We start from the raw sequence: 24,620 nt of genomic DNA, 5'->3' as shown, positions 1-24,620 counted from the left end.
GCGCGCCGACCCGCCAGTGCAGAGAGCCGCCGGTGCTGAGAGGCGGTCTGGCACCGGTGTGCGAAGACCCTCCCGAGCTGCGGGAAGAACGGTTGCGGGTCACCCGTGCCCAGTAGAGCCCGCCCGGCTGGCCCCGGTCATCAGGCGACGAACGAGGCCCCCGCTTCGGCGGGGGTGAAGGTGTGGTGGCACCGCGAGGTTCCCGCTCGCCCACACCTCCCTGGGGCTGATGCGACGCATCGCTTCCCCCCAGGGCGGCGAAGGCGTGGCGATCGACCGAGGAGCAGCCCGCCATGCAACGAACCCTGTCCCACCACCTGCCCACCCGGATCGGCACGACAGTGCGGATCGCCGGTTGGGTGCACCGCCGCCGCCTGCTCAAGTCGGTGGCCTTCCTGATCGTGCGCGACGCCACCGGCCTCGCCCAGGTGGTCGTCACCGACCCGACCGTCCGCGCCGAGCTGGAGAAACTCCCCGAGGAGACGGTCGTCGAGGTCACGGCGACGGTCACCGCGAACGAGACGGCGCCCGCCGGGGTCGAGCTGACCGACCCGACGGTACGTCCACTGGGGCCGCCCGCCGTGCCGCCACCGTTCGATCTGTACCGGCCGGCGCTGACCGCGAGCCTGCCCACCCAGCTCGACAACGCGCCCACCGCGCTGCGGCACCCCACCCGGTCGGCGGCGCTGCGGATCTCGGCGGCGGCGGTGGCCGGCTTCCGGGCCGCCCTGGACACCCGGGACTTCGTGGAGATCCACACCCCGAAGGTGGTCAGCTCCTCCACCGAGAGCGGGGCGAACGTGTTCGCGCTGGACTGGTTCGGTGGGCCCGCGTACCTGGCCCAGTCGCCGCAGTTCTACAAGCAATTGATGGTCGGCGTCTTCGAACGGGTCTACGAGGTGGGGCCGGTCTTCCGGGCCGAGCCGCACGACACCGTCCGGCACCTCGCGCAGTACACGTCGCTCGACGCGGAGCTGGGCTTCGTCGCCGACCACCACGACGTGATGCGGGTGCTGCGCGACACGGTGGCCGGGATGCTGGGCACTGTGGGGGAGCGGGCCGGTGGCGCCCTGGCGACGCTCGGCGTCACGCCCCCGGAGGTGCCCACGGAGATCCCGGAGGTGCACTTCACCGAGGCGCTGACGATCGCCGGCGCGCCCGCCGACGAGCCGGACCTCGCGCCGGCCCACGAACGGGCGCTGGGCGAGTGGGCCCGCCGCGAACACGGCTCCGACTTCCTCTTCGTCACCGGCTACCCGATGGCGAAGCGACCGTTCTACACCCACCCGGACCCGGAGCGGCCCGCGTACTCGAACGGTTTTGACCTGCTCTTCCGTGGTCTGGAGCTGGTCACCGGCGGGCAGCGGCTGCACCGGCACGCCGACTACCTGGCGGCGTTGGCGGCCCGGGGTGAGCCGGTCGAGCCGTACGCCGGCTATCTGGACGCGTTCCGGCACGGCATGCCGCCGCACGGTGGCTTCGCCATCGGCCTGGAACGGTTCGTGGCCCGGCTGGTCGGCGCGGCAAACATCCGGGAGGTCACCGCGTTCCCGCGTGACCTGCACCGCCTGACCCCGTAGGGCCGTGCGCCGGCTGTGCGCTCAGACCTCGGTCAGGGTGGACAGCCGGCGCTCGACCACCGGCAGCACGTCGGCGACGCTGATCGGGCGGCCCAGCTCGGCGGTGAGCGAGGTGACGCCGGCGTCGCGGATGCCGCACGGCACGATCCGGTCGAAGTACGTCAGGTCGCAGTCACAGTTGATCGAGAAGCCGTGCAGGGTGACGCCCCGGGCCACCCGGATGCCGATGGCCGCCACCTTGCGGGCCGGCCCCCGGTCATCCTCGGGCACCCAGACCCCGCTGCGACCTTCGACCCGGCCGGCGGTCAGCCCGAACTCGGCGCACACGTCGATGAGCAGCTCTTCGGTCCGGCGCACGTAGGCGACCACGTCCACCGGGTCGGGCAGGCGCAGGATCGGGTAACCGACGAGCTGCCCCGGCCCATGCCAGGTGATCTTGCCACCGCGGTCCACGTCGACGACCGGAGTGCCGTCCATGGGCCGGTCCCACGGCTCGGTGCGCTTGCCCGCGGTGTAGACGCTCGGGTGCTCCAGCAGCAGCACGGTGTCGCCGCGCTCGCCAGCCACCACCGACTCGTGCAGGCGTCGCTGCTCGTCCCAGGCGGCCTGGTAGTCGAGCAGGCCGCCGCGGACGGCCGTCAGGCCGGGGGTCGTCGTCGTCACGGCGTCCAGCCTAGTCCCGCAACGAGCGATCTTCCCTGGTGAGCCGCCTCACCGGGCACCCCTGCCGCGACTCGGCCGGGCTCAGGCGCTGGGTGTCGGGGCGGCCGAGCGGCGGCGCCGCAGACGGCGGGTGAGGAGGGCGACGGCGAGCAGCAGTGGGACGGCCAGCGCCAGGTAGACCCAGAGCGGGGCGGCGAACGGTGACGGCCGGGGCTCTGGCCCACCGAACGCGGCCCGGGTCAGCAGGTCGCCCGGCACCATCAGGTCGGTCGACCCGACCGGCGTGCTCACCAGCACCTCGCGACCGCCGTCGGGCGACAGCGCGGCGAGAAAGGCTTGCCGGTCTGTGTCCGCCTCCGTTTCGCTGACATACCGCAGGATCGGGTCGTCTCCGCGCCAGCCGATGATCCCGCTGACCGAGGTGCCGGCCGGCAGGGCCTGGCCGACGGCTTGGCCGGTGGCAGTGTCCAGGAACTCGATCCGCCAGGTGCGCGCCGCCTGCTCGGACGTGCACCTGAGCCCGGCGCAGCCGTCGAAGGCGAGCAGCGCGAGCCGCCGGCCGTCGGGATGCCAGGCGGCGGGGCCGGCCAGTATCCGCCGGTCGCCGAGGTCGACCTGCCAACGAGTGCCGCCGCTGGCCGGGTCCACGACCACCAGTCGCTGGCGCTCGGCGAGCTGGGCTGGCACGTCCGGCGAGCCGGTGACCGCCACCAGGTCGCCACCGCGTGACCAGGCCGCTGCGGCGTGCGTGGCGAAAGTGCCCACGTCGAGCGTCCGCTCGGTGCCCCGGAACGGGTCGACGACGAGCAGGTCGTCGGGCTTCTCCGGATCGTTGAGCTGCTGGTTGTCCGGTCCGTAACTGATCACACTGTCATCGTTGCTGCGTGTGCCCAGCACCTGCTGCCCGTCCGAAGACCAGGCCATCGGGTAGACGCCGGTGCTCATCGTGCGGCGCTGCCGTCCGGTGGTGAGGTCCAGCAGCTCGCCGGAGTCCGGCCGCAGGTAGTGCCGCCCATCCGGGGAGAGCAGTCCGTGCCCCTCGCCGATGCGGATCGGGATCAGCCGGTACGCGCCGTCCCGGTCGACCAGCACACCTGTCGACTCGAAATAGCGGGTGCGGTCGGTGAAGAACAGCAGCGCGGCCGGACCGGCCGGGCGTTGCCCCACGGTGGCCTGCCACAGCCAGGGATCGTGCACCCGGGTCGGCACCACCCCTGCCGCGCTCCCGGCGGCCGTTGCGGCTGATGTGTTGAGCGCGACGAGCCCCAGCACGAGCGCGACCACGGCAGCACGCCGCAATCGCCCGCCGGTCAATCTCATCGGCCCATTAGACGCGACGCAGGCCGGTCGTGATGCCCGGCTGGCCGCGTCGTGGTCTACCGGTCGGCGGGCGGGATGCGCCAGAGCCAGACGTCGTCGACCCGTTGCGGCTCGCCGAACAGGGCGGTGCCGGTACGCAGCAGCGCCTCCTCGTCGACCTCGAACTTCGCGCCGTGCACCTGGTCGGCGAGCACCACCGTCTCGATCCGCCAGTGCCGCAGGTCCGACTGGACCTCCCGGATGGTCCCGTCGGTCACGATCGGCACCAGCCCGGTACGGCCGGCCTGATCCATCAACGCGCTCAGGGTGCGCGGCACCGGGCCGATCCGGCCGCGCCCGTCCGGCCCGCCCGGGCCGAGGAAGAACCCGCCCGGGATCTCGAACTCGCCCTGCCGGTGCGACAACGCGTACGCCTGCCAGCGCTGGCCGTCGGGGTAGATGTCCACGGTAAGCGGCACCGGGGTGAGCACTCCGTCCGGTGAGACGTACTGGCGCCAGGTGCCGGAGGTGATGAACCGCGGGATCGGTTCCCGCTCGTCGGTCAGCAGCGGGGTGGGCAGCAGCGGCACCAGGGCCGCCGCGAACCCGAGCACCCAGGCCAGCTCCGTGGGGCGGTACCGGGGTGGCGCGGCGCGCAACTGGTCGACGGCGTACGCCATCAGTAAGCCGATCACCGGCGCGACCACCAGCGCCAGCCGGGCGGGCAGCGCGGCGTTCACCACCGGCAGTTGCCCGAGCAGGTCGAACGGCATGGGGAGGTCGGTGCGTCGCCCGTCGACCTTGGCGACCGGGCCGAAGGACAGCACCGAGAAGATCAGCGCGACGACGCCCAGTGCCCAGAGGGTGGCCCGGCGGCCGGCGTCGGCCCACCGCCAGAGCGCGACGAAGCAGATCACCGTGAGCACCAGCAGCGGGATGCCGAAGAAGGAGTTCTCCTCGGTCGGGTTCGGTGCCAGCGAGGTGCCCAGCCCTGCCTCGCCGGCCAGCGAGCGGCGCGGGAATGCGGCGAACGCCGCGATGTCCTCGGAGTGGATCACCGGGTCGAAGCCGGTGCCGTGGAACCGTTGCGGCCCGGCGAAGTGCAGCCACAGCGGGTACGACAGCAGCACGCCGGCGACCACGGCGGTCACCCCGAGCCCCCGCAGGAAATTGGGCAGCGCGGCGCGCGCCTCGGCCCGGTTGGCCGGGTGCAGCGCCCAGACGGCGACGAACACCCCGAGCGCCAGCGCGGTGAAGAACAGCCCCTCGGCGGCGATCGAGAAGGCCACCGCGACCAGCACGCCGAGGATCACCCCGTCGCGGAGCCAGTGCCCGGCTCGGCGCAGCGCGAACAGCCGCCAGATCAGCAACGGCACCAGCCAGCCAGCGGTCCAGTTCAGGTGCGCGTTGGCGTGCGAGACCATGCCGGGGGAGTAGGCGATGAACAGGGCGCCGATCCCGGCGGCCAGCTGGCTGCGGACCAGGTGCCGGGAGAGCAACCAGTACCAGACCAGCGCGGTGGCGAGCAGGTTCAGGGTCAGGATCACCAGGAACGTCGCCGGTGGCCCGATCAGGTACGTGAGGGGGGCGAAGACCACCGCGTACACCGTGATCGAGGTGTTGACCGCGAGGTTCACGCCGTCCGGGACGTTGATCAGGTACGTGAAGAGCGGGTTGTCGCCGTGGGTGACCGCGTGCCCGCCGAAGGCCAGCAGCCACTCGAAGAGCGCCTGGTCGCTGGAGTTGACGGTGATGGTCCGGGTGTTCGGGTCCCGCCACAGCCCACTGGTCACCCAGACGGCGAGCGCGAGCGCCACCAGCACGACGATCAGGTCGGCCCGGCGGTCCGGGACGACGCGCGGCGGTGACGCTGGTGCGGGCCCGGTGGCCAGCGACGGGGAGGACGGCACGCAGCGGACGTTACCAACCGGACCTGGACGGGCCGGTCAGACCTGCAAGGACAGGACCGTTGGGGACGGATTCGGCCCGCCACGTCGACGGTCTGGCGTACACAGTGTCCGTCGTGAATGTGTGAGCGTGCCCTATGTCATCGCGGCGACACATCGTCGTAACGTCACGGCAATTCGACCGTGACCCAGTTCACAGTCCGCCCCCTCTGGAGGCCGCCGTGCGCCGCTCCTCGTCCACCATCACCCGCCTGATCGGCGGGCTCGCCGGGCTCGCCCTCGCCCTGGCCGGAGCGGTCGCTATCGCCGCCCCCGCCCAGGCAGCCACCCTCACCCAGGTCACCGGGTTCGGCTCCAACCCGGGCAACCTCTCCATGTACGCCTATCGGCCGGACAACCTGCCGGCCAACTCCCCGGCGGTCGTCCTCCTGCACGGGTGCACCCAGAACGCGTCCGGCTACTTCGCCAACTCCGGTTGGCAGAAGTACGCCGACCAGTGGAAGTTCTCGCTGATCGTCGCCCAGCAGCCGTCCGGCAACAACGCCAACTCCTGCTTCAACTTCTTCGAGTCGGGCGACACCACCCGCGGTCAGGGCGAGGCGCTGTCGATCAAGCAGATGGTCGACCACGCCAAGTCGAACTTCGGGGTGAACGGCTCGCGGGTCTTCGTCAGCGGCCTCTCCGCGGGCGGGGCGATGAGCGCGGTCATGCTCGCCACCTACCCGGACGTCTTCGCCGCCGGATCGATCATCGCGGGAATTCCCTACCGCTGCGCCACCAGCATGGTCAACGCGTTCAGCTGCATGAACCCGGGCGCGGACAAGACCCCGGCAGCCTGGGGCGACCTGGTCCGCGGCGCGTACTCCGGCTACACCGGCCCGCGGCCCCGGGTGGCCATCTGGCACGGCACCTCGGACACCACCGTCACCCCGCTCAACAGCACCGAGTCCCGCGACCAGTGGACCAACGTGCGGGGGGTCTCGCAGACCCCGAGCAGCACCTCGTCGCTGCCCGGCAACACCAGCCTGGAGGTGTACGGCAACGACGACGTACGCCTCTACCGGGTCTCCGGGGTGGGCCACGGCACTCCGGTCGACCCGGGCTCCGCAGCGGAGCAGTGTGGCACCGCCGGCGCGTACTTCCTGGACACCATCTGCTCGACGTACCGTGACGCGCTCTTCTTCGGCCTGAACGGCGGCGGCACCAACCCGACCCCCACCCCGACGGCCACGCCGACCCCCACCCCCACGGCCACGCCGACCCCGACTCCGACTCCGACGCCGACCCCGACCACGCCGGCGACCTGCGTGACCGTCAGCAACTACGCGCACGTGGTGGCCGGTCGGGCATACCAGTCCGGTGGCTACGCCTACGCGAACGGCTCCAACCAGCGGATGGGCCTCTACAACACCTTCTACACCAGCGCCCTCAAGCAGACCGCCCCCAACTACTGGGTGATCGGCTGCTGACCACGCGCCCCAGGCCCTGTTGATCAAGAGGTTTGCGTCAGATTCCGGCTCCCGGATGACGCAAACCTCTTGATCAACCGCGTTGGGGCGGCGGCGTCGGGCGTCGGGCGTCGGGCGGGGCGCGGGTCAGGCGGTCAGGGCTTTTTGGAGGGCTTCGGGGAGGGTGGGGTGCTGGTAGCGGTAGGCGGCTCTCGTCAGGACGCCGGGGAGGACGCGGGTGCTGGTCAGGGCCTCGTGGGAGAAGCCGCCGAGGGCCACCTTGAGCGCCAGTGCGGGGATCGGGATGATCGCCGGACGGTGCAGCTGTCGGGCCAGCTCGCGGGTGAACTCGGCGTTCGTCACCGGATTCGGCCCCACCACGTTGACCGGGCCGGCGACCTCGTCGTGGTCCAGCAGGAAGAGAGTCGCGCCCAGCCAGTCGGCCAACGAGATCCACGGCAGCCACTGCCGACCGCTGCCCAGCCGGCCGGCGATGCCCAGCTTGAATGGCAACAGCTGCGGCTTGAGCAGCCCGCCGTCGCGGTCCAGTGGCAGGCCGGTGCGCATCCGGATGACGCGTACCCCGGCGTCCTCGGCTGGCCGGGTCGCGGCCTCCCACACCCGGCAGACGTCGGCCAGGAAACCCTCGCCGGCCGGCGCGTCCTCCTCGACGGCCCGGTCACCGGTGTTGCCATACCACCCCACGGCCGAGGAGTTGAGCAACACCCGTGGTCGGTCGGCGGCGGGAAGCCCGGCGATGGTTGTCGCCAGTGTGGTGGTGCTGTCCACCCGGCTGGTCCGGATCAACCGCCGGTAGTCGTCGTTCCAGCGCTTGTCGCCGACGCCCGCGCCAGCCAGGTTGATCACCGCGTCCGCCTCGGCGACCACGGCCGGGTCGAGCTGCCCGGCGGCGGGGTCCCACCGCCGCTCCTGCGGGTCGCGCGGCGGCCGACGGACCAGCCGGGTGATCTGGTGCCCGTCCGCCGTGAGCCGGTCGGCCAGCCGCGTGCCGAGGAAGCCGGACGCGCCGGCCAGAAGGATGCGCATACCCCCATCTTCGTCCAGAACGCCACCGGGAGATGCGTGGGGCCGCCGGTGGCGGGGCGTTCCGGTGAACGAATTTCCGCGGAACCCTCGTGCGGTGTGAAAGCGCAGGTCAACGAATGGTCCCGGGGCCGAAAAAGGCTGCCGCGCGCATTCGGTGGTCAGCGCGTTTCCGCAGGTCAGAGCAAACATGAATGCGGTGTTCGCGATTGCTTCCGGCATCGATCTGGCTGAGCATGAGTCATCCGAGAGCGCCCCCGGATGGCGGGGTCGGCTCGCCGTGCCCGCCGTCGGGCGATCCCCTGAGGAGGAACCATGCCGATCCTGGTGACCGGAGCGACCGGGACCGTCGGAGGCAGCGTGGTCCGGCAACTGGTCAGCGCCGGCCACGACGTACGCGCACTGACCCGCGATCCCGCGTCGCCGGCGGCCACCGCGCTGCCCGACCGGGTGGAGGTGGTGGCGGGTGACTTCGCCAGGCCCCACACGTTGGTCGCGGCGCTGCGCGGCGTGACGCGGATGCACCTGGTCGCGATGGACGGGTACGGGCCGCTGACCACCGGTGCGGAGATCCTGGAGCTGGCCCGACAGGCCGGCGTCCGCCGGGTCACCCATCTCGGCCACAACGATCCGAGCCGGGCGGACGACGACCCGATCGAGGCGCCCCACCGGCCGCTGCACCGGGCCGTCGAGAACTCGGGCCTGGAGTGGACGCACGTCTTTCCCGGCGAGTTCATGGCGAACACCAGCGAGTGGGCGGCAGGAATCCGCGCCGAGGGGGTGGTGCGCGCGCCGTTCGGGGACTGGAACAGTGCGCTGGTCCACGAGGCGGACATCGCCGCGGTCATCGTGGCCGCGCTGACCGAGGACGGCCACGCCGGCCGGGTGTACCAGCCGACCGGGCCGGAGCCGGTTCGCCGCCGCGACGCGGTCCGGATGATCGGCGAGGCGATCGGCCGTCCGGTGCGCTTCGACGAGCTGACCCCGGAGCAGGCCCGCGAGTACTGGAAGGACCACTACCCGACCGAGGTGATCGAGTGGTTCCTGGAGATGGGGCGCTGTCCCGACGGCAATGCCTGGGTCGCCCCGGACGTGGAGCAGGTAACCGGACGCCCCGGGCGCACGTTCCGGCAGTGGGCCGCCGAGCACGCGGACGACTTCCGGTGACGGCGCCCGGGGCGAGGGCCGCGGCGGTCAGGCCGCGTGGGCCGGGCGCAGGTCGGCGAGCAGTCGCTCCACCTCGGCGTACGTCTCGGCGCTCAGCGGGCCGAGCGTCAGGGTCGCCAGGTTCTCCTCGGCCTGGGCCACCGTGCGCAGGCCGGGGATCGGCACGGTACGCGGGCTGCGCGCCAGCAGCCAGCCCAGCGCGCCCTGTGCGAGGGTCCGCCCGTCGGCGGTGAGCGCCGCGCGGACCTGCTCCACCCGGGCCGCCCAGCGCGGTGTCGGCCGGCCGTCGGTGAACCACTCCAGCCACTCCGGCGCCCGTCCGCGCACGTCGTCCGCCCCGACGGCCCGGGTCGACCCGGTGAGCAGCCCCATCGCCAGCGGCCCGCGGTTGAGGCTGGCCAGGTTGTGACTGTCGCAGACCGCCAGCACCGCGGCGTTGTCGCGCAGCACCGACTCGTCGTGCTGGATGGCGGCGCAGTGCGGGCCGGCCGCCGCGAACGCCTCCGCCGAGGCGGGGTTGTCGGTGCTCCACCCGTACGCCCGGATCTTGCCCTGGTCGACCAGGGCCTCCAGGGTGTCGACCAGATCGAGTGCGGCGGGCACCGGCAGGTCGTTGAGGTGCAGTTGGTAGAGGTCGACGTGGTCGGTGCCGAGGCGGCGCAGCGAGTCCTCCAGGCTGCGTACCGCGAAGGCCGGGCTGGCGTCGGTGCCGAGCGCCCGCCGGGTGGCCTCCTCACTGACGTTGCCGAACTTGGTGGCGATCACCGCGCTGTCGCGCCGGCCGGCCAGGGCCCGGCCGAGGATCCGCTCGCTGTGCCCGGCGCCGTAGTTGCTGGCCGTGTCGAACAGGGTCACCCCAAGCTCGATTGCCCTGTGGATGGTGCGGATCGACTCGTCGTCGTCGACCTCGCCCCAGCCGAACGGCTGCCCACCGTCACCCCAGAGCGTGCCCCCGATCGCCCAGCACCCCATCCCGATCGCGCTCACCTCGATGCCGCTGCGTCCCAGCGTTCGTGTCGTCGTCATGGTCACCAGCGTCCAACCTGGAGTGCGCTCCAGGTCAAGCACTAGGATCTCGACATGAGCGGTTACGCACCCGCGGAGGCTGCCCGCCGCAGCGGCTTCAGCCTCGACACCCTGCGCTACTACGAGAAGATCGGCCTGCTCGCAGACGTGGGCCGGACGACTGGCGGTCAGCGGGTCTTCACCGACGACGACCTCGGCTGGCTGGTGCTGTTCCGCTGTCTGCGCGACACCGGGATGCCGATCGCCCAGATGTGCCGCTTCGCCGAGCTCGCCCGCGAGGGCGAGCACACCCTCGACGAGCGGCGGGAGCTGCTGAAACAGCACGCTGTTCGGGTCGAGGAGCAGATGCTCCTGCTGAGCCGCCAGTACGAGCACCTGCGGGAGAAGATCCGCTTCTACGAGCGGCTGCCCGGGCCGGCGTCGGAGGCCGAGCGGCCCACCGCCAACCGGACCGTCCCGGCCGTCAGTCGGTGACCTGCGGAGGCACGGTCAGACCGAGGAGTTCCTCGGCCGTCCCGGGTCGGCCGGTGAGCGCGTTCAGCGCGGAGACCAACCGCTTCTCCTCGTAACGGAAGTGCGACTCCAGCAGGGCGGCTAACCCGTCCAGCTCGCCGCGCACCTGGGCGAGGGGCACCGCCGTGTCGCCGGCGAGCAGCGCCTCGACCCGCTCCAGGATCCCCGATACCACCTCGTGATCGGTGATCAGGTTCGCGATGACCGGGCGTAGTTCGGGGACCTGCTCGGCCAGCAGCCGGAACGCGCCCGCGTCCTCGCCCGTGTGGTGTCGGCCCAGTGCGGCGCAGAAGGTCAGGCAGTGCGCCCGCAGGTCGCGGGACGGGGCGTCGAGGTTTGCCCGGAGACGGGTCAGTTCCGCCCTGAGCCAGAGGTGGATCTCGATCATTTGATTGCCGACGGCGGCGAGCCGGTCGGCCGGTGAACCGGTCGGGTGCACGTTTGTCCCATGCTGTCCCCGCGCCTCCATGCCCACGGCGGCCTTTGTGCCGGGTACACCGCGACGCTGCGCCGGAGTCTATCCCGAACCGATCATGGAGTGGTTGGCTCGTCGGTCTCCCGGACGTCGTGCCAGCGCGCCCGCCAGGCGGCCTCGTGGGCCTCGTGGCTGGTCCGCTCCTGGAAGACGGCGGAGCGCAACGCGTGCCGGGAATCCGACATCACCATCACCTCCACGGCCACCAGCGCCACGCAGATCACGGTCGCGAGGGTGAGCGCGCCCAGCGCCGGCAGGTGCTGACCGACCGGGAGGGCCGCGGTGAGCACCACGATGACGCCGACGCGGGTCCAGCTGACGGTGTGCAGAGTGCGCAGCTGGAACAACAGGTTGACGGCGAAGTAGCAGATCAACCCGCCGAAGAGCATCGGCACGGCCGGTCCCTCGACCTTCTCGGCGATCCCGCCGGCCGGGTCAGTGATCTTGTGCAGAACCTCCTCGTTGCCGATGGAAAAGAGGATCACCCCGGCGATCATCGGCAGGTAGAGGTACGCGTACGCGTCGCGGGCCATGGCCACCCGGGGGGCACCCTCCGCGGCGTGCAGGGCGATCCGGGTGGCCGGCCCGATGAAGTCGAAGTGCGCCCACCACAGGGCGGCGGTGACCACGATGCCGAGCGCTGCGGCAGCCACCGCCGGCCAGGTCACCGGCTTGCCGAGCAGATTGCCGCCCACCCCGGTGGAGATGATGGACTCGCCCAGCGCGATGATCAGGATGAGGTCGTAGCGCTCCGTCCAGTGCTCGGCGCTGGTCACTCCCCAGCCCCAGGTGCCGACGATGAAGCCGGTGGCGTACTGCACCACCACCACGGTGATCCACAGCCCGTCGCGGACCATGGCGGCCTGGTCGGGGTTGGTGATCTGCGGCGGAATCAGCGCGGCGGCCAGCAGCAGCACGATGCTCACCGCCAGCTCCGGGGCGAAGCGCCGCAGTTGCCGCCGCTCCTGCGGGCTGTCCCGCACCACATGCTGATAGAGGATCCAGTGGATGCCGCGGACCACGACGTAGCTGGTGGCCACCAGCATCGGGCCGGCGGCGCTCCCCTTCGGGTCGTTGAAGGCCTGCGGCAGCGCCAGCGCGAACGCGAACAGGGCGACCATCGCGATCACCATGAGCACCGGGACGTAGCCCTCGCCGAGCCGGACCCGGGTGGCCACCAGGCTGTGCACCACCCAGATCCACCAGAGCACGGCGAGCACCAGAGCGGCGTGCAACAGCTGCCGGCCGGAGATGTTGGCGGCGGTCGCCCGCGTGATGATGAAGAACGAGAAGACGAAGACCAGGTCGAAGAAGACCTCGAACTTGTCCACGCGGGCACCGGGAGCAATCGGGACGGCCGGTCCCAGCTGTCCACCCCGCCGGTAGCCGCCCACGATCCCACTCTGGCAGCGTCTGGCCTGCTCGGAGGCCTGAACAGCGATGGCGACGGTGTCCGGCGTTACCTCCGGTCCGGCTCGGGAAAACACCGGGACTACCGCCTCCGGCAGCGGGCCGGTCGGTCCGACCCACCCTGGACAAGGATGGATCAATGACGACGAACAACCCGATCACCACCTCGTTCGCCCATACCTCCACGGCCATGGACGTGATCCGGGGTGTGGACCTCGTCCGTCGGCGGGCGATCGTCACCGGCGGGTCGTCCGGCATCGGCGTGGAAACCGCCCGCGCCCTGGCCAGCGCCGGCGCGGAGGTCACCCTGGCCGTCCGCAACCCCGACGCCGGCCACAAGGCCGCCGACGACATCACCGGCACCACCGGCAACGACCGCGTCCTGGTCGCCCCGCTCGACCTCGCCGACCAGGGTTCGATCGCCGACTTCGTCGCCAACTGGGACGGACCGCTGCACATCCTGGTCAACAACGCCGGCATCATGGCCGCGCCCCTGTCCCGCACCCCGCAGGGCTGGGAGATGCAGTTCGCCACGAACCACCTGGGCCACTTCGCGCTCGCCACCGGGCTGCGCCCGGCACTCGCGTCCGGCGACGGGGCCAGGATCGTCTCGGTCAGCTCCGCCGCCCACCTGCGCTCACCGGTGGTCTTCGAGGACATCCAGTACGACCAGCGGGAGTACGAGCCGTGGCAGGCGTACGGGCAGTCCAAGACGGCCAACGTGCTGTTCGCCGTCGAGGCGTCCCGGCTCTGGGCCGACGACGGCATCACGGCCAACTCGCTGATGCCCGGCGCGATCCGGACCAACCTCCAGCGCTACGTCAGCGAGGAGGAACTGGACCGGCTGCGCGCGGGCAACGCGGCGGCCTGGAAGACCGTCGAACAGGGCGCCGCCACCTCGGTGCTGGTCGCCACGTCGCCACTGCTCGACGGTGTGGGCGGGCGCTACTTCGAGGACTGCCAGGAGGCCGCCCCCGCCCAGCCCGGCGGGCGGACGGGAGTCGCCGCGTACGCGCTGGACCCGGAGGCCGCCGAGCGGCTCTGGAAGGTGTCGACCGCGCTGCTCAAGGCCTGAGGACGCACACGAGAGGGCGCCCCGGTCGACGACCGGGGCGCCCTCTCGGCGTTGCGGGCAGATCAGGCCAGGCCCAGCTCCGACTCGAAGTTGCCGGCCTCCAGCCGCTCCTTGACCGTGGTCAGGAAGCGAGCGGCGTCGGCGCCGTCGATCAGGCGGTGGTCGTAGGACATGGCCAGGTAGACCATCGACCGGACCGCGACGACCTCGCCCAGCTCCGGGTCGTTGACCACGACCGGCCGCTTGACCACGGCACCCGTGCCGAGCATCGCCGACTGCGGCGACGGCACGATCGGGGTGTCGAAGAGCGCGCCCCGGCTGCCCGTGTTGGTCAGGGTGAAGGTCGCACCGGCCAGCTCGTCCGGGCTGATCTTGTTGGTCCGGGTCCGCTCGGCCAGGTCGGCGACCCGCTTGGCGATGCCGCCGAGGTTGAGGTCGCCGGCGTTGTGGATGACCGGCGTCAGCAGACCACGCTCGGTGTCCACGGCGATGCCCAGGTGCTCGGCCGCCGGGTAGGTGATCGTGCCACCTTCCAGGTCCATGCTGGCCTGGACGATCGGGTGCGTCTGGAGCGCCTCGATGGCGGCGAGCGCGAAGAACGGCAGGAAGGACAGCTTCACGCCGTGCCGCTGCACGAAGGAGTCCTTCGCCTGCGCCCGCAGCTTGGCGATCCGGGTGACGTCCACCTCGACCACAGTGGTCAGCTGCGCCATCTCGTGCAACGACTCGTGCAGCCGCTTGGCGATGGCCTTGCGGATCCGGGGGAGCTTCTCGGTGGTGCCCCGCTTGCCGCTCGGCTGCGGCTTCGCGGCCGGCTTGGCCGCAGCCGCCGACGGAGCGGTGGCCTGCGCGGGTGCGGCAGCGGGAGCGGCCTTGGCGGCCTTCGCCTTCTCGGCGGCCTCCAGCACGTCCTGCTTGCGGATCCGGCCACCCACACCGGTGCCGTTGAGCGAGGACAGGTCGACGCCGTGCTCACCGGCCAGCTTGCGCACCAGCGGGGTCACGTACCCGGCGGCCTCCTCGCCGCCACCCTGCACCGGGGCGGACGGACGCGGCGGCGTCGAGGCCGGCGCGGCAGGCTGCGAGGCCTGCTCGGTCTTCGCCGGCTGCGCCGAGCTCTCGGTCTCCGCGGCCGGCTCGTTGTACGACATGCCGGGGGTCGGCTCCTCGACCTTCGGCTCCGGCGCCGGCTCGGCCTTGGGCGCCGGCTTGGCCTCCGCCTTCGGCTCGGGCTTGGCCTCGGCGGGGGCCGCACCGGCAACGCCGATGATCGCCAGGTCGGCGCCGACGTCGGCGGTCTCGTCCTCGGCGACCTTGATCTCCAGCACGGTGCCGGCGACCGGCGACGGGATCTCGGTGTCCACCTTGTCGGTGGAGACCTCCAGCAGCGGCTCGTCGACCTCGATGGTCTCGCCGACCTGCTTCAGCCAGCGGGTGACAGTGCCCTCGGTGACGCTCTCACCCAGGGCCGGCATCTTCACCGCGGTGCCCTCGCCCGAGGAAGCGGCGGCCGGAGCCGGCGCCTCGGCCGGGGCCTCGGTCGGCGCCTCGTCCTGGGCCACCTCGTCGGCGGTGCCCTCGGCGGCGGCCGTCGGCTCGGCGGCCGGCTCGACCTCCTCGGCCGGGGCCTGCTCCTGCGGGGCGGCCTCGCCACCGCCCGTCGACTCGCCCTCACCGGAGATGACAGCCAGCTCGCTGCCCACCTCGGCGGTCTCGTCCTCACCGACCACGATCCGGCTCAGCACGCCGGCAGCGGGCGACGGGATCTCGGTGTCGACCTTGTCGGTCGAGACCTCGAGCAGGGGCTCGTCGACCTCGACCGTGTCGCCCTCCTGCTTGAGCCAGCGAGTGACGGTGCCCTCGGTGACGCTCTCGCCGAGCCGGGGCATGGTGACCGATACCGGCATTTTCTGAGACTCCTTCATTCCCCTGGTGGGATCTTCGCCCGTCGCCGGACGCCGCGGTTGTGGATGATCAGGCGTGCGCGTGCAGCGGCTTGCCGGCGAGGGCCAGGTGCGCCTCGCCCAGGGCCTCGTTCTGGGTCGGGTGGGCGTGCACGAGCTGGGCGACCTCCGCCGGGTAGGCCTCCCAGTTGTAGATGAGCTGCGCCTCACCGATCAGCTCACCCACCCGGGCGCCGATCATGTGCACGCCGACCACCGGGCCGTCCTCGACCCGGACCAGCTTCACGAAGCCGGTGGTCTTGAGGATCTGGCTCTTGCCGTTGCCACCCAGGTTGTAGTTGTACGTCTTGACCTTGTCGGCGCCGTACTGCTCCTTGGCCTTGGCCTCGGTGAGGCCCACCGACGCCAGCTCCGGGTCGCAGTAGGTGACGCGCGGGATGCCGACCTCGTCGATCACGGCCGGGGTCTGCCCGGCGATCTCCTCGGCGACGAAGATGCCCTGCTGGAAGCCGCGGTGCGCGAGCTGGAGTCCGGGCACGATGTCGCCGACCGCGTAGACGTTCGGCACGCTGGTGCGCAGCCGCTCGTCGGTCAGCACGTAGCCGCGGTCCATCTTGACGCCCTGCTCCTCGTACCCGAGGTTGGCGGTGTTCGGGCCGCGACCCACGGCGACCAGCAGCAACTCCGCCTCGACGGTCTCGCCGCCGGAGATCGTCAGCTTGACGCCGCTCTCGGTCTTCTCGACCTTCTCGAACGGCTTGCCGACCTTGAAGTTGATCTTCCGCTTACGGAACGCCCGCTCCAGCGCCTTGGACGACTCCTCGTCCTCGGCGGCGACCAGCCGGGGCAGCGCCTCGACGATCGTCACGTCCACACCGAAGGACTTCCACACGCTGGCGAACTCGACGCCGATCACGCCGCCACCGAGCACGATCACCGACGACGGCACCCGGTCCATCGTGAGGGCGTGGTCGCTGGTGATGATCCGCTCGCCGTCGACCTCCAGGCCGGGCAGGCTCTTCGCGTACGAGCCGGAGGCCAGGACGATGTTGCGGCCGGTGTAACGCTTGCCGTCCACCTCGACCACGTTCTTGCCGACCAGCTTGCCGTGGCCCTCGACGATCGTGATGCCCTTGTTGCCCTTCAACATGCCCTGCAGGCCCTTGTACAGGCGGGCGATCACGCCGTCCTTGTACGAGTTGACCCCGGCCATGTCGATGCCGATCAGCTCGGCCTTGACGCCGAACTGCTCCGACTCGCGGGCCTGGTCGGCGATCTCGGCGGCGTGCAGCAGGGCCTTCGTCGGGATGCAACCGTTGTGCAGGCAGGTGCCGCCGAGTTTGCCCTTCTCGACCAGCGCGACCTTCAGGCCCAGCTGGACGGCGCGCAGCGCGGTCGCGTAGCCGCCGCTGCCACCTCCGAGAATGACAATGTCGAAGGTCGCTTCGTTCGGCTCGCTCACGTCCAACTCCCAGGTCGCGTCGCTGCATCGGGGGTCACAGAGGTGTAACACGGACACACCCCACCTCGGTCATCTTGTCACCACTGGGCACAGGGTGCGTACCGAGGTGCCCAACGACACGTCATCGACACGTACCCTTGGCACCGTCGTCGATGACGCAACATGGGGGAGAGATCCGGTGGGCTTGTTCCGGCGCCGCAAACAGACGGCTGTGCCGAGCCATGACCGCGCTGCCAGTCGCGGCGATCTGGACCATTTGGAGAACTTCATCCGCAGTCGGCGCGGCGTCGAGGCGTACATCGAACCCCGCACGACGGTGACGGAGACCACCGTCATCCTGATCGCCGACGACGGGGAGTGGACCCGCCGGCGCATCGACGGCCCGGACGGCGCCCGGCGCTTCGCGTACCGGATGGGCATCCCCGTGTACGACGTCCGGCTGATGGGCTACCCGCAGCGGATGCGCGACTTCAACGAGCGCCGCAAACGTCGCCCCGAGCAGTACTGAACGTGCGGAAGGGCCACCTGCCAACGCAGGTGGCCCTTCCGGAAATCCGTCAGCCGTTGGCGGCGACGTCCTCGACAAGCCGCACCAGGGTGCGGACCGGGACGCCGGTGCCGCCCTTGGTCCAGTAGCCGGTCGGCTCGCCCGAGTGGTAGCCCGGCCCGGCGATGTCGATGTGCGCCCAGGCCACGTCGTCGGTCACGAACTCGCGCAGGAACACCCCGCCCTGCAGCATGTGACCGGCCCGGTCCATGCCGGCGTTGACCTGCGAGATGTCTGCCACGTCGGACTCCATGCCCTTGCGCACGTCGTCGGGCAGCGGCATCGGCCACGCCGGCTCGCCGACCGCGTCGCCGACCGCCTGGACCCGGTCGCACAGCTCCGGGGTGCCCATCACGCCTGCCATCCGCTTGCCCAGCGCGATCACCTGGCCGCCGGTCAGGGTGGAGGTCTCGAACAGGTAGTCGGTGCCGTCCGCGCAGGCGCGGGCCATGGCGTCACCCAGGACCATCCGGCCCTCGGCGTCGGTGTTGAGCACCTCGACCCGCTTACCGTTGAACATGGTGATCACGTCGCCCGGCCGGTAGCTGGTGCCCGACGGCATGTTCTCCGCCATCGGCAGGTACGCGCTGACCGCCACCGCCGGCTTCAGCGCGGCGATCGCCAGCATGGCCGCGCCGACCGCGGCGGCGCCCGCCATGTCGGACTTCATCTCCCACATGCCCTGCGCCGGCTTGATCGAGATGCCGCCGGTGTCGAAGGTGATCCCCTTGCCGACCAACGCGACCCGCTTGCCGTTGCCACCGCTCTGCGGGGTGTAGGTGAGCTTCACCAGCCGCGGCGGGGCCTCCGAGCCCTGCCCGACCGCGACGATGCCGCCGTACCCGCCGGCGGCCAGCGCCGCCTCGTCCAGCACCTCGACACCGAGGCCCGCGGCACGGGCGGCGTCGGCGACCGCGTCGGCGAACGACGGCGGACGCAGCTCGTTCGGCGCGGTGTTCACCCAGTCCCGGCTGGTCCGGACCGCGCCCGCCACCGCCAGCGCCCGGGTGACCTCCGCCTGGGCGCCCGCGTCACCGGCGTCCGGCACCGCGATGAGCACCTCGGCGACCGGCTCCCGCCGGGTCGGCTGCGGGCGGGTCTTGTAGCCGGCGAACCGGTACCCGCCGAGCAGCGCACCCTCGGCGACCGCGCGCAGCTCCGCCGACGCGTCCGCGTCGTCCGGCAGCGGCAGGGCCAGGGCGACCTTCGGAGCGCCGGCCAGGGCCCGGATCGCCGTACCGGCGGCCCGGCGCAGCGTCTCCGGAGCCGGGGCGGCACCCGACGGCTCCGGGCCGAGCCCGACCGCGACGACCAGCGGCGCGGTCACGGTGCCCAGCGTGGCCAGCTTGACGACCTCACCCGGCCCACCTGTCGCACCGAGCAGCGCGAGGGTCTCGGTCAGCTTGCCGTCGAAGGCGACGGCGATGCTCTCCGCGCCGCTGGCGAGCAGCAGGGTGCCGGCGAGGCCGCTGGTGGCGTCCTGCTCTCCGGTCTGGCTGTGCACGCCGATCACGATCGCGTCGACGGCGAGCTCGGCCGGGTCGGTGTCGACCAGGCTCAGGTTGGTGGTGCGGGGTGATGTCACTGAAGCTACTCCGGGCGGGCCGGGCCGGTCGCGGCGTCGCGTACCGGCGGTGAAGGTCTCCGGCGGAACCTACCCGCCGGACGTCATGGCTGTCCCGCCGACAGCGCCAGCGGGCTCCCGCCGATGCTAACCAGCCACGTTGCCCCCGGTAAGTTGCCACCCATGACCGACGTGACCTCCGACGCCGCCGCGACCCGGCTGCGCCGTTCCCCGCTGCACGAGCGGCACACCGCCGCCGGCGCCAAGTTCGCCCCCTTCGGGGGTTGGGAGATGCCGCTGGAGTACGCCGGCGGCGGTGTGCTCAAGGAGCACACAGCGGTGCGGACCGCGGTGGGGGTCTTCGACGTGTCGCACCTGGGCAAGGCCCGGGTGAGCGGCCCCGGCGCGGCCGACTTCGTCAACGCCTGCCTCAGCAACGACCTGGGCCGGATCGGCCCCGGCCGAGCGCAGTACACGCTCTGCTGCGACGACGCCACCGGTGGTGTGGTGGACGACATCATCGCCTACCTGTACGCCGACGACCACGTCTTCCTCATCCCGAACGCCGCGAACACCGCCGAGGTCGTGCGCCGGTTGCGCGCCGCCGCGCCCGCGCAGGTCACCGTCACCGACGAGCACGAGGCGTACGCCGTGCTGGCCGTCCAGGGCCCCCGCTCGGCCGAGCTGCTGGCCGCCCTCGACCTGCCCGTCGAGCACGGCTACATGAGCTTCTCCGCCGCGAGTCTGGCCGGGATGGAGTTGACCGTCTGCCGTACCGGCTACACCGGCGAGCTGGGCTACGAACTGGTGGTGCCGGCGGAGCACGCCGTGGCCGTCTGGGACGCGCTCTTCGCCGCGGGTGCAGCGTTCGAGCTGCGGGCCTGCGGCCTGGCCGCCCGGGACACGCTGCGTACCGAGATGGGCTATCCGCTGCACGGGCAGGACCTGTCCCTGGACATCAGCCCGGTGCAGGCCCGTTCCGGCTGGGCGGTCGGTTGGGACAAGCCGGCCTTCTGGGGCCGCGACGCGCTGCTCGCCGAGAAGGCCGCCGGCCCCCGGCGTACGCTGCGCGGCCTGGTGGCCGTCGACCGCGCGATCCCGCGGCCCGGGATGACCCTGCACGTGGGAGACAACCAGGTCGGCGAGGTGACCAGCGGCACCTTCTCGCCGACTCGCAAGCAGGGCATTGCGCTGGCCCTGTTGAACACCGACGCCAACCTGGCCGAGGGCGACGAGGTGGAGATCGACATCAGAGGCCGCCGAGCCCCCCTGAAGCTGACGAAACCCCCCTTCGTAACCCCCTCAGTGAAGTAACCACTTCACGCCGTTGATCAGTGCGACGGGTCAGCGCGTGGGGGTTGGGGGTTCGCCGGAATCCAGGACGGCCTGGGTCCAGCCGCCTTCGATGACGCCGGTGGCGTCCAGGACCGCCCAGTCGACCACGTCGGTCGCCTCCACCACGACCGGTGCGCCGATGCGGACCGAAGGGTCGGTGTTGGCGTCGCTGGCGCTCACGCCGACGATCCGCTCCGGGGCCTCCCACGAGGTGACGCCCGCCCAGACGTACTCCGGGCCGTCGTCGCCGGGCAGGCCGTACTTGACCACGAGCTGCGACTCGGCGGGAAGGTGGCCGGCGACGAAACGGGCGCGCGCGTCACCCAGCGCGGCCCGCGCGGTGGCGACAGCCCGGCTCATCGCGTCACCCGAGCGGGCGTAGCGCACGTCCGGCTGGATCCCGGAGAACAGGGTCGCGCAGGCGGCGGCGTAGTAGCGCCCGTCCGGACCCGGGTGTCCGGCCGGTGGGCGCAGGCTGAGGAACGAGTCGGCCTCCGGGTCGGTCGCCGGGTCCAGCTCCAGGCGCAGCAGCACCGGGGCGGTCGCGCCGTGCTGCTCCGGGTTGCCGTACGCGACCGCGATGTCGTGGCCGGTGACGGTGGCGAGCACCGGGAGCTGCACGAACGCCGGCACCTCCTCGCCGGTGAGCCCGTCGGTCCAGTCCCGCAGCAGCCGGCGTGCCGCCCCGGTCATCACCGCACCCCAGGCGCGGGTGAGGTGGTCGGGCACCCCCTGGGTCTGCAACTCCAGCAGCCCGAAGCGGCGCAGCCCCTTGGTGGTGAACCAGAGCCCCTCGGTGTCCGACGAGTACGGCACCAGGACCCAGTCGACCAGCCGGATGCGGCCGTGCTCGTCGGGGAGTGAGCGCAACGCGGTCGCCGGGTCGAGGAACTGCAGGCCGAACACGTCCACCACGTCGCCGTCGACGGACTCCGCCACGGCGGCCGCGACTGCCCGGGCCGCCCACTCGTGCGCGGGCGGCCAACCCGGCCGGTATTCCGCCTGTACGACCACCAGGTGGGTCGCCGCGGCCAGCCGGGCCAGCTGCTCCTCGGTGGCGCCGAACGCGGTGAGCAGGTCCGGTGGCAGCTCGGGGAACTCGCTGATCGGCCGGGTGTCGACGCTCATCAGCGGGCTGTCCAGCATCTGCCTGGCCAGCCCGTGGACCGGCTCGGCCAGCCGGCCGGTCAGCGCCGCCACAGCGGTCTTCGCGCTGACCTTCGGCAGCCCCGCCATCGGCACCAGGTAGGTCGCGCTGAGCGACTCCGGCACCGGTACGGGCAGGAAGTCGTCCGTGATGAGCATTTCTGGTTCCCCCGGTGGCCGTGCCGGTGCTGTCGAGCCGAACGCTACCCGGCCCGCCGCGCCCGGTTCAGCCGGACAGCACCAGACCCAGGTAGACCAGCGTGGTGACCACCTCGACTGTCGCGCCGAGAACGTCCCCGGTTATCCCGCCGAGCCGGCGTACCACGTGGTTCAGCAGCAGTAACGCGACGGCGAATGCGACCGCCACGGCCAGCGGCCCCTGCCACGGGCGGCCCGGCACCGCGCCGACCGCCAGCAGCGCGACGGCGACCGCGCCGGCGGTCAGGGCCAGCGGGCCGACGGTGCCGGCCACGAGCGCGCCGAGCCCGTCCGGCCGGGCCGCCGGCACTCCCCGCCGGCAGGCCACCGTGACGCCGAGCCGCCCGGCGGCGGTCGCCGTGACCACCGCCGCGAGACACGCCGGCCAGGACCGCCCCGCCAGGTCGGCCAGCGCCGCCGCCTGCACCAGGAGTACGACCACCAGGGCGACCACCCCGAACGGGCCGACGTCCGGCTTCTTCATGATCTCCAGCGCGGCCGCGCCCCGCCGGTACGAGCCGAGCGCGTCCACGGTGTCGGCGAGCCCGTCCAGGTGCAGCCCGCGGGTGAGCAGCGCGGCGGCACCGACCGTCACACCGGCGGCCACCAGTGGGGGAGCGACAGCGCCGGTCAGCAGCAGCACTCCGGCCAGCAGGGCGCCGAGCAGCGCGCCGACCGCCGGGGCGAACGCCATCGCGGTGCCGGCCACCGGGCGGTCGATCCGTCCGGCGCGCACCGGCAGCGTGGTGAACGTGGTGAGCGCGAGCCGGGTGCCCGCGAGGAACCGCGACTCAGCCGGCACGCCAGCCCGACGCCGGCTGCTCGTCCGCCCCGGTGCTGGCCGGGCCCGGCCCGGCCGGTTCCGGCTCGGCGAAGTCGGGCTCGGCGAGGTCCGGGTCGCTGTCGTTCACGTACGGGTCGTTCACGGCGGGGTAGCTGGGCTGCGGCTCGTCGGCGGCCGGGTCCGTTTCGTCGTCGCCGCCGAGCGACGGGTGGACCGGCAGCGCGGCCGACAGCGCCAGCACCGAGCGCAGCAGCGGTAGCGCGACCAGCGCGTTCGCGCCCTCACCGAGATCCATCCGCAGGTCGAGCAGCGGGGTGAGGCCGAGCACGTCCGCGGCGAGCCGCACCGCCGGGTGCCCACCGTGGTCAGCGAGCAGGCACCAGTGCCGGGCCTGCCCGGCCAGGTCCCGGCTGACCATGCCGGCGGCCACCCCGACCGGCCCGTCGAGCAGCACCGGCACCCGGCGTGCGGTGGCGCCGAGCAGCACACCGGTGGCGACCGCGACGTCGCCGCCGCCCAGTTCGGCCAGGATGTCCTTGGCGCCGCGCGACGAGCGGCGGGTGCGGTGCAGGGCGTCGCGTACCGCCGCGCAGCGGATCATCCACGCCGCGTCGTCGATCTCACCGGAGTCGGTGATCACCCGGCCCAGCACGGCGGGTGGCTCCGCGCCGGCCGTCGCCGCGAGCACCGCCGCGGCCGCCGCCTCGGTGCCGGCTCCGCACGCCCCCAGGACCAGCAGCTGTACGCCGGCGTCGGCCGCCTGTTCGGCCAGCCGCCAGCCGTAGCGCAGCGCGGACTCCACCTGATCGGGTGAGAGCGCCGGTTGGTCTTCCATCGGGGCGGAGGCCGGGGCGTCCACCACCTGGAGGCTGGCGCCACTCTCGGCCGCCAGCCGCGCCAACGCGCCCTTGCCCGCGCGGGCCTGCGCGGCTCGTCGCGCCGACTCACCGGCGATGGTGCCGGCCGACCCGCCGCCAGCGTGGTCGCCGTGCAGCAGCAACACCCGCACCGAGCTCCAGGCGCGGGGGGTCGAGGTGCCCTGGGTGCCGGCGGCGAAGCCGACCACCCGGTCCAGCACGCCCAGCCCGGCACCCGGTACGTCCAGCGTGGCCAGCCTGTCCACCGCCTGCGGGCCCGCGTACTCGTCGGGCATCGGCAGCTCCATGCCGGGCTGGATGACCAGCCCGGTGGCCACCATCGGCAGTGCCATGGTCGGCGCGGCCCAGGGGTTGCCGGGTTCCTGGTTCGGGGCGGCCGGCGGCGCGTGCGTCAACACATCCGGCAGCTGCACCTCGGGGGTGGGCTCGGCGTCGGCCAGGCTCGCGACGACCGGCCCGGTCACGCGGGCCGAAGCCGACGGCGCGGCGGCAGGGGCCGACTGGGCGATCGTGGTGGCGGCCGGCTTCAGCCAGACCGGCTGACCGGCGACGACCAGCGCCACCGCGTCGCAGGCGTCGGCGACCGCACGGTTGGCCGCGCCCAACGCGTCGGTGAACGCCCGGCCCAGCGGGGTGGTCGGCACCAACGACAGCCCCACCTCGGGGCTCACCAGCACCACCCGCGCCGCGCAGCCGCGCAGCGCCTCGGCCAGCTCGGCGATCGTTGCGACGTCGTCGGCGGGCTGGTGGTCCGGGTCGAGCAGCACCGTCACCCAGCCGCCCAGGTCGTCGACGAGCAGCGTCTCGTTCGGCTCGGCGGACTCGAGCACGTCGGCCAACCGGCGCGGGTCCTCGGTGGTCTCCTCGGTGGTCCAGCTGCCCGGCCGCCGGGCGCGGTGCGCCGCCAGCCGGGTGGCCCACTCGGTGTCTTCCGGGTCGCCCTCGGGCGCGGTGGCGACGTAGCGGACCACCGGCGCGTCGGTGACCAGGGACTCGGCGAACTCGGACTTGCCAGACCGGGTACCGCCGAGCACCAGGACCGTGTTCCACCCGTCTACGGACATGCCCGTACCTTAAGGCCGCCGGGCGCGGCGGTGCCTGCCGGCCCGGCGTGGTAGTCGAAGGACCCGCCGTCGGTGCTGCGGGCCAGGCCGCCAACCGGATTGATCCACCTGCGGGTCCCGGCGGGGCTAGC

Annotated in this window: 20 protein-coding genes; 7 read left to right on the top strand and 13 right to left on the bottom strand. The window is 72.4% G+C overall.

The features are described 5' to 3' along the window. Window positions 1-293: 293 nt before the first annotated feature. Entirely contained in the window at window positions 294-1,580 is a 1,287-nt protein-coding gene (aspS, locus tag FBZ33_RS22765) for an aspartate--tRNA(Asn) ligase (protein WP_141910604.1), read from the top strand. Window positions 1,581-1,601: 21 nt separating this feature from the next. Here the strand turns inward: aspS and lipB are convergent, their stop codons facing one another. The 3 genes from lipB to FBZ33_RS22750 all read right to left on the bottom strand — a co-directional run bounded on the left by lipB (window position 1,602) and on the right by FBZ33_RS22750 (window position 5,452). Further along, entirely contained in the window at window positions 1,602-2,243 is a 642-nt protein-coding gene (gene lipB, locus FBZ33_RS22760) for a lipoyl(octanoyl) transferase LipB (protein WP_088949487.1), read from the bottom strand. Between the two features lie 81 nt (window positions 2,244-2,324). Further along, window positions 2,325-3,563, bottom strand: coding sequence for a hypothetical protein (locus FBZ33_RS22755; RefSeq protein WP_141910603.1), 1,239 nt, complete (start codon window positions 3,561-3,563; stop codon window positions 2,325-2,327). A 56-nt stretch (window positions 3,564-3,619) separates the two neighbouring features. Continuing rightward, complete coding sequence (locus FBZ33_RS22750) at window positions 3,620-5,452, bottom strand: DUF2079 domain-containing protein (RefSeq protein WP_141910602.1); 1,833 nt, start codon at window positions 5,450-5,452, stop codon at window positions 3,620-3,622. Between the two features lie 218 nt (window positions 5,453-5,670). Here FBZ33_RS22750 and FBZ33_RS22745 point away from each other — a divergent pair, with 218 nt between their 5' ends. Then, a complete protein-coding gene (locus FBZ33_RS22745) occupies window positions 5,671-6,918 on the top strand; it encodes a PHB depolymerase family esterase (protein ID WP_141910601.1) in 1,248 nt (415 codons plus the stop codon). A 126-nt stretch (window positions 6,919-7,044) separates the two neighbouring features. Here FBZ33_RS22745 and FBZ33_RS22740 read toward each other — a convergent pair whose 3' ends face one another. Next, a complete protein-coding gene (locus FBZ33_RS22740) occupies window positions 7,045-7,944 on the bottom strand; it encodes a TIGR01777 family oxidoreductase (RefSeq protein WP_141910600.1) in 900 nt (299 codons plus the stop codon). Window positions 7,945-8,256: 312 nt separating this feature from the next. Between FBZ33_RS22740 and FBZ33_RS22735 the strand changes: the two genes are divergently transcribed. Next, window positions 8,257-9,108: an NAD(P)H-binding protein gene (locus FBZ33_RS22735; protein ID WP_141910599.1), complete on the top strand. Its 852-nt coding sequence runs from the start codon at window positions 8,257-8,259 to the stop codon at window positions 9,106-9,108. A gap of 27 nt (window positions 9,109-9,135) precedes the next feature. Here the strand turns inward: FBZ33_RS22735 and FBZ33_RS22730 are convergent, their stop codons facing one another. Further along, the gene (locus FBZ33_RS22730) at window positions 9,136-10,134 is read right to left on the bottom strand and encodes an aldo/keto reductase (protein WP_141910598.1); all 999 of its coding nucleotides are present in this window, start codon (window positions 10,132-10,134) and stop codon (window positions 9,136-9,138) included. A 54-nt stretch (window positions 10,135-10,188) separates the two neighbouring features. Here FBZ33_RS22730 and FBZ33_RS22725 point away from each other — a divergent pair, with 54 nt between their 5' ends. After that, window positions 10,189-10,608, top strand: coding sequence for a MerR family transcriptional regulator (locus FBZ33_RS22725; protein ID WP_141910597.1), 420 nt, complete (start codon window positions 10,189-10,191; stop codon window positions 10,606-10,608). Here FBZ33_RS22725 and FBZ33_RS22720 read toward each other — a convergent pair. Both FBZ33_RS22720 and FBZ33_RS22715 read right to left on the bottom strand, forming a co-directional pair. Beyond that, window positions 10,598-11,086 carry a hemerythrin domain-containing protein gene (locus FBZ33_RS22720; protein ID WP_255509017.1) on the bottom strand — a complete coding sequence of 163 codons (489 nt, stop codon included), beginning with the start codon at window positions 11,084-11,086 and terminating at the stop codon, window positions 10,598-10,600. The two genes, FBZ33_RS22725 and FBZ33_RS22720, sit on opposite strands and share 11 nt — an antisense overlap. Before the next feature lie 92 nt (window positions 11,087-11,178). Further along, window positions 11,179-12,516 carry a low temperature requirement protein A gene (locus FBZ33_RS22715; protein ID WP_141910596.1) on the bottom strand — a complete coding sequence of 446 codons (1,338 nt, stop codon included), beginning with the start codon at window positions 12,514-12,516 and terminating at the stop codon, window positions 11,179-11,181. A 155-nt stretch (window positions 12,517-12,671) separates the two neighbouring features. On the opposite strand from FBZ33_RS22715, the gene FBZ33_RS22710 reads away from it, so the two are divergent. Next, window positions 12,672-13,607, top strand: coding sequence for an SDR family NAD(P)-dependent oxidoreductase (locus FBZ33_RS22710; protein ID WP_141910595.1), 936 nt, complete (start codon window positions 12,672-12,674; stop codon window positions 13,605-13,607). A 62-nt stretch (window positions 13,608-13,669) separates the two neighbouring features. Here the strand turns inward: FBZ33_RS22710 and sucB are convergent, their stop codons facing one another. After that, window positions 13,670-15,514, bottom strand: coding sequence for a 2-oxoglutarate dehydrogenase, E2 component, dihydrolipoamide succinyltransferase (gene sucB, locus FBZ33_RS22705; protein WP_141910594.1), 1,845 nt, complete (start codon window positions 15,512-15,514; stop codon window positions 13,670-13,672). A 67-nt stretch (window positions 15,515-15,581) separates the two neighbouring features. Further along, window positions 15,582-16,973, bottom strand: coding sequence for a dihydrolipoyl dehydrogenase (gene lpdA, locus FBZ33_RS22700; RefSeq protein ID WP_088949478.1), 1,392 nt, complete (start codon window positions 16,971-16,973; stop codon window positions 15,582-15,584). A 178-nt stretch (window positions 16,974-17,151) separates the two neighbouring features. Here lpdA and FBZ33_RS22695 point away from each other — a divergent pair, with 178 nt between their 5' ends. Beyond that, window positions 17,152-17,481: a hypothetical protein gene (locus FBZ33_RS22695; protein ID WP_088949477.1), complete on the top strand. Its 330-nt coding sequence runs from the start codon at window positions 17,152-17,154 to the stop codon at window positions 17,479-17,481. A gap of 49 nt (window positions 17,482-17,530) precedes the next feature. On the opposite strand, the gene FBZ33_RS22690 is transcribed toward FBZ33_RS22695, so the two are convergent. Next, complete coding sequence (locus FBZ33_RS22690; RefSeq protein WP_141910593.1) at window positions 17,531-19,105, bottom strand: leucyl aminopeptidase; 1,575 nt, start codon at window positions 19,103-19,105, stop codon at window positions 17,531-17,533. Between the two features lie 162 nt (window positions 19,106-19,267). On the opposite strand from FBZ33_RS22690, the gene gcvT reads away from it, so the two are divergent. After that, complete coding sequence (gene gcvT, locus FBZ33_RS22685) at window positions 19,268-20,398, top strand: glycine cleavage system aminomethyltransferase GcvT (protein WP_141910592.1); 1,131 nt, start codon at window positions 19,268-19,270, stop codon at window positions 20,396-20,398. A gap of 30 nt (window positions 20,399-20,428) precedes the next feature. Here gcvT and FBZ33_RS22680 read toward each other — a convergent pair whose 3' ends face one another. From FBZ33_RS22680 to FBZ33_RS22670, 3 genes are all read right to left on the bottom strand, one after another. Further along, on the bottom strand, window positions 20,429-21,724 hold the full coding sequence (locus FBZ33_RS22680) for a DUF2314 domain-containing protein (protein WP_141910591.1): 1,296 nt from the start codon (window positions 21,722-21,724) through the stop codon (window positions 20,429-20,431). 67 nt (window positions 21,725-21,791) lie between these two features. Continuing rightward, on the bottom strand, window positions 21,792-22,565 hold the full coding sequence (locus FBZ33_RS22675; RefSeq protein ID WP_141910590.1) for an adenosylcobinamide-GDP ribazoletransferase: 774 nt from the start codon (window positions 22,563-22,565) through the stop codon (window positions 21,792-21,794). Then, window positions 22,555-24,489 carry a bifunctional adenosylcobinamide kinase/adenosylcobinamide-phosphate guanylyltransferase gene (locus FBZ33_RS22670; RefSeq protein ID WP_141910589.1) on the bottom strand — a complete coding sequence of 645 codons (1,935 nt, stop codon included), beginning with the start codon at window positions 24,487-24,489 and terminating at the stop codon, window positions 22,555-22,557. The genes FBZ33_RS22675 and FBZ33_RS22670 overlap by 11 nt, the downstream gene beginning before the upstream one ends. Between the last annotated feature and the right edge of the window lie 131 nt (window positions 24,490-24,620).

It is taken from the genome of Micromonospora sp. A202, from assembly GCF_006715105.1.
Classification (GTDB): Bacteria; Actinomycetota; Actinomycetes; order Mycobacteriales; family Micromonosporaceae; genus Micromonospora; species Micromonospora zamorensis.
The sequence above is the reverse complement of the archived record's forward strand: the minus strand, read 5'-3'. Positions and strand labels throughout refer to the sequence as shown.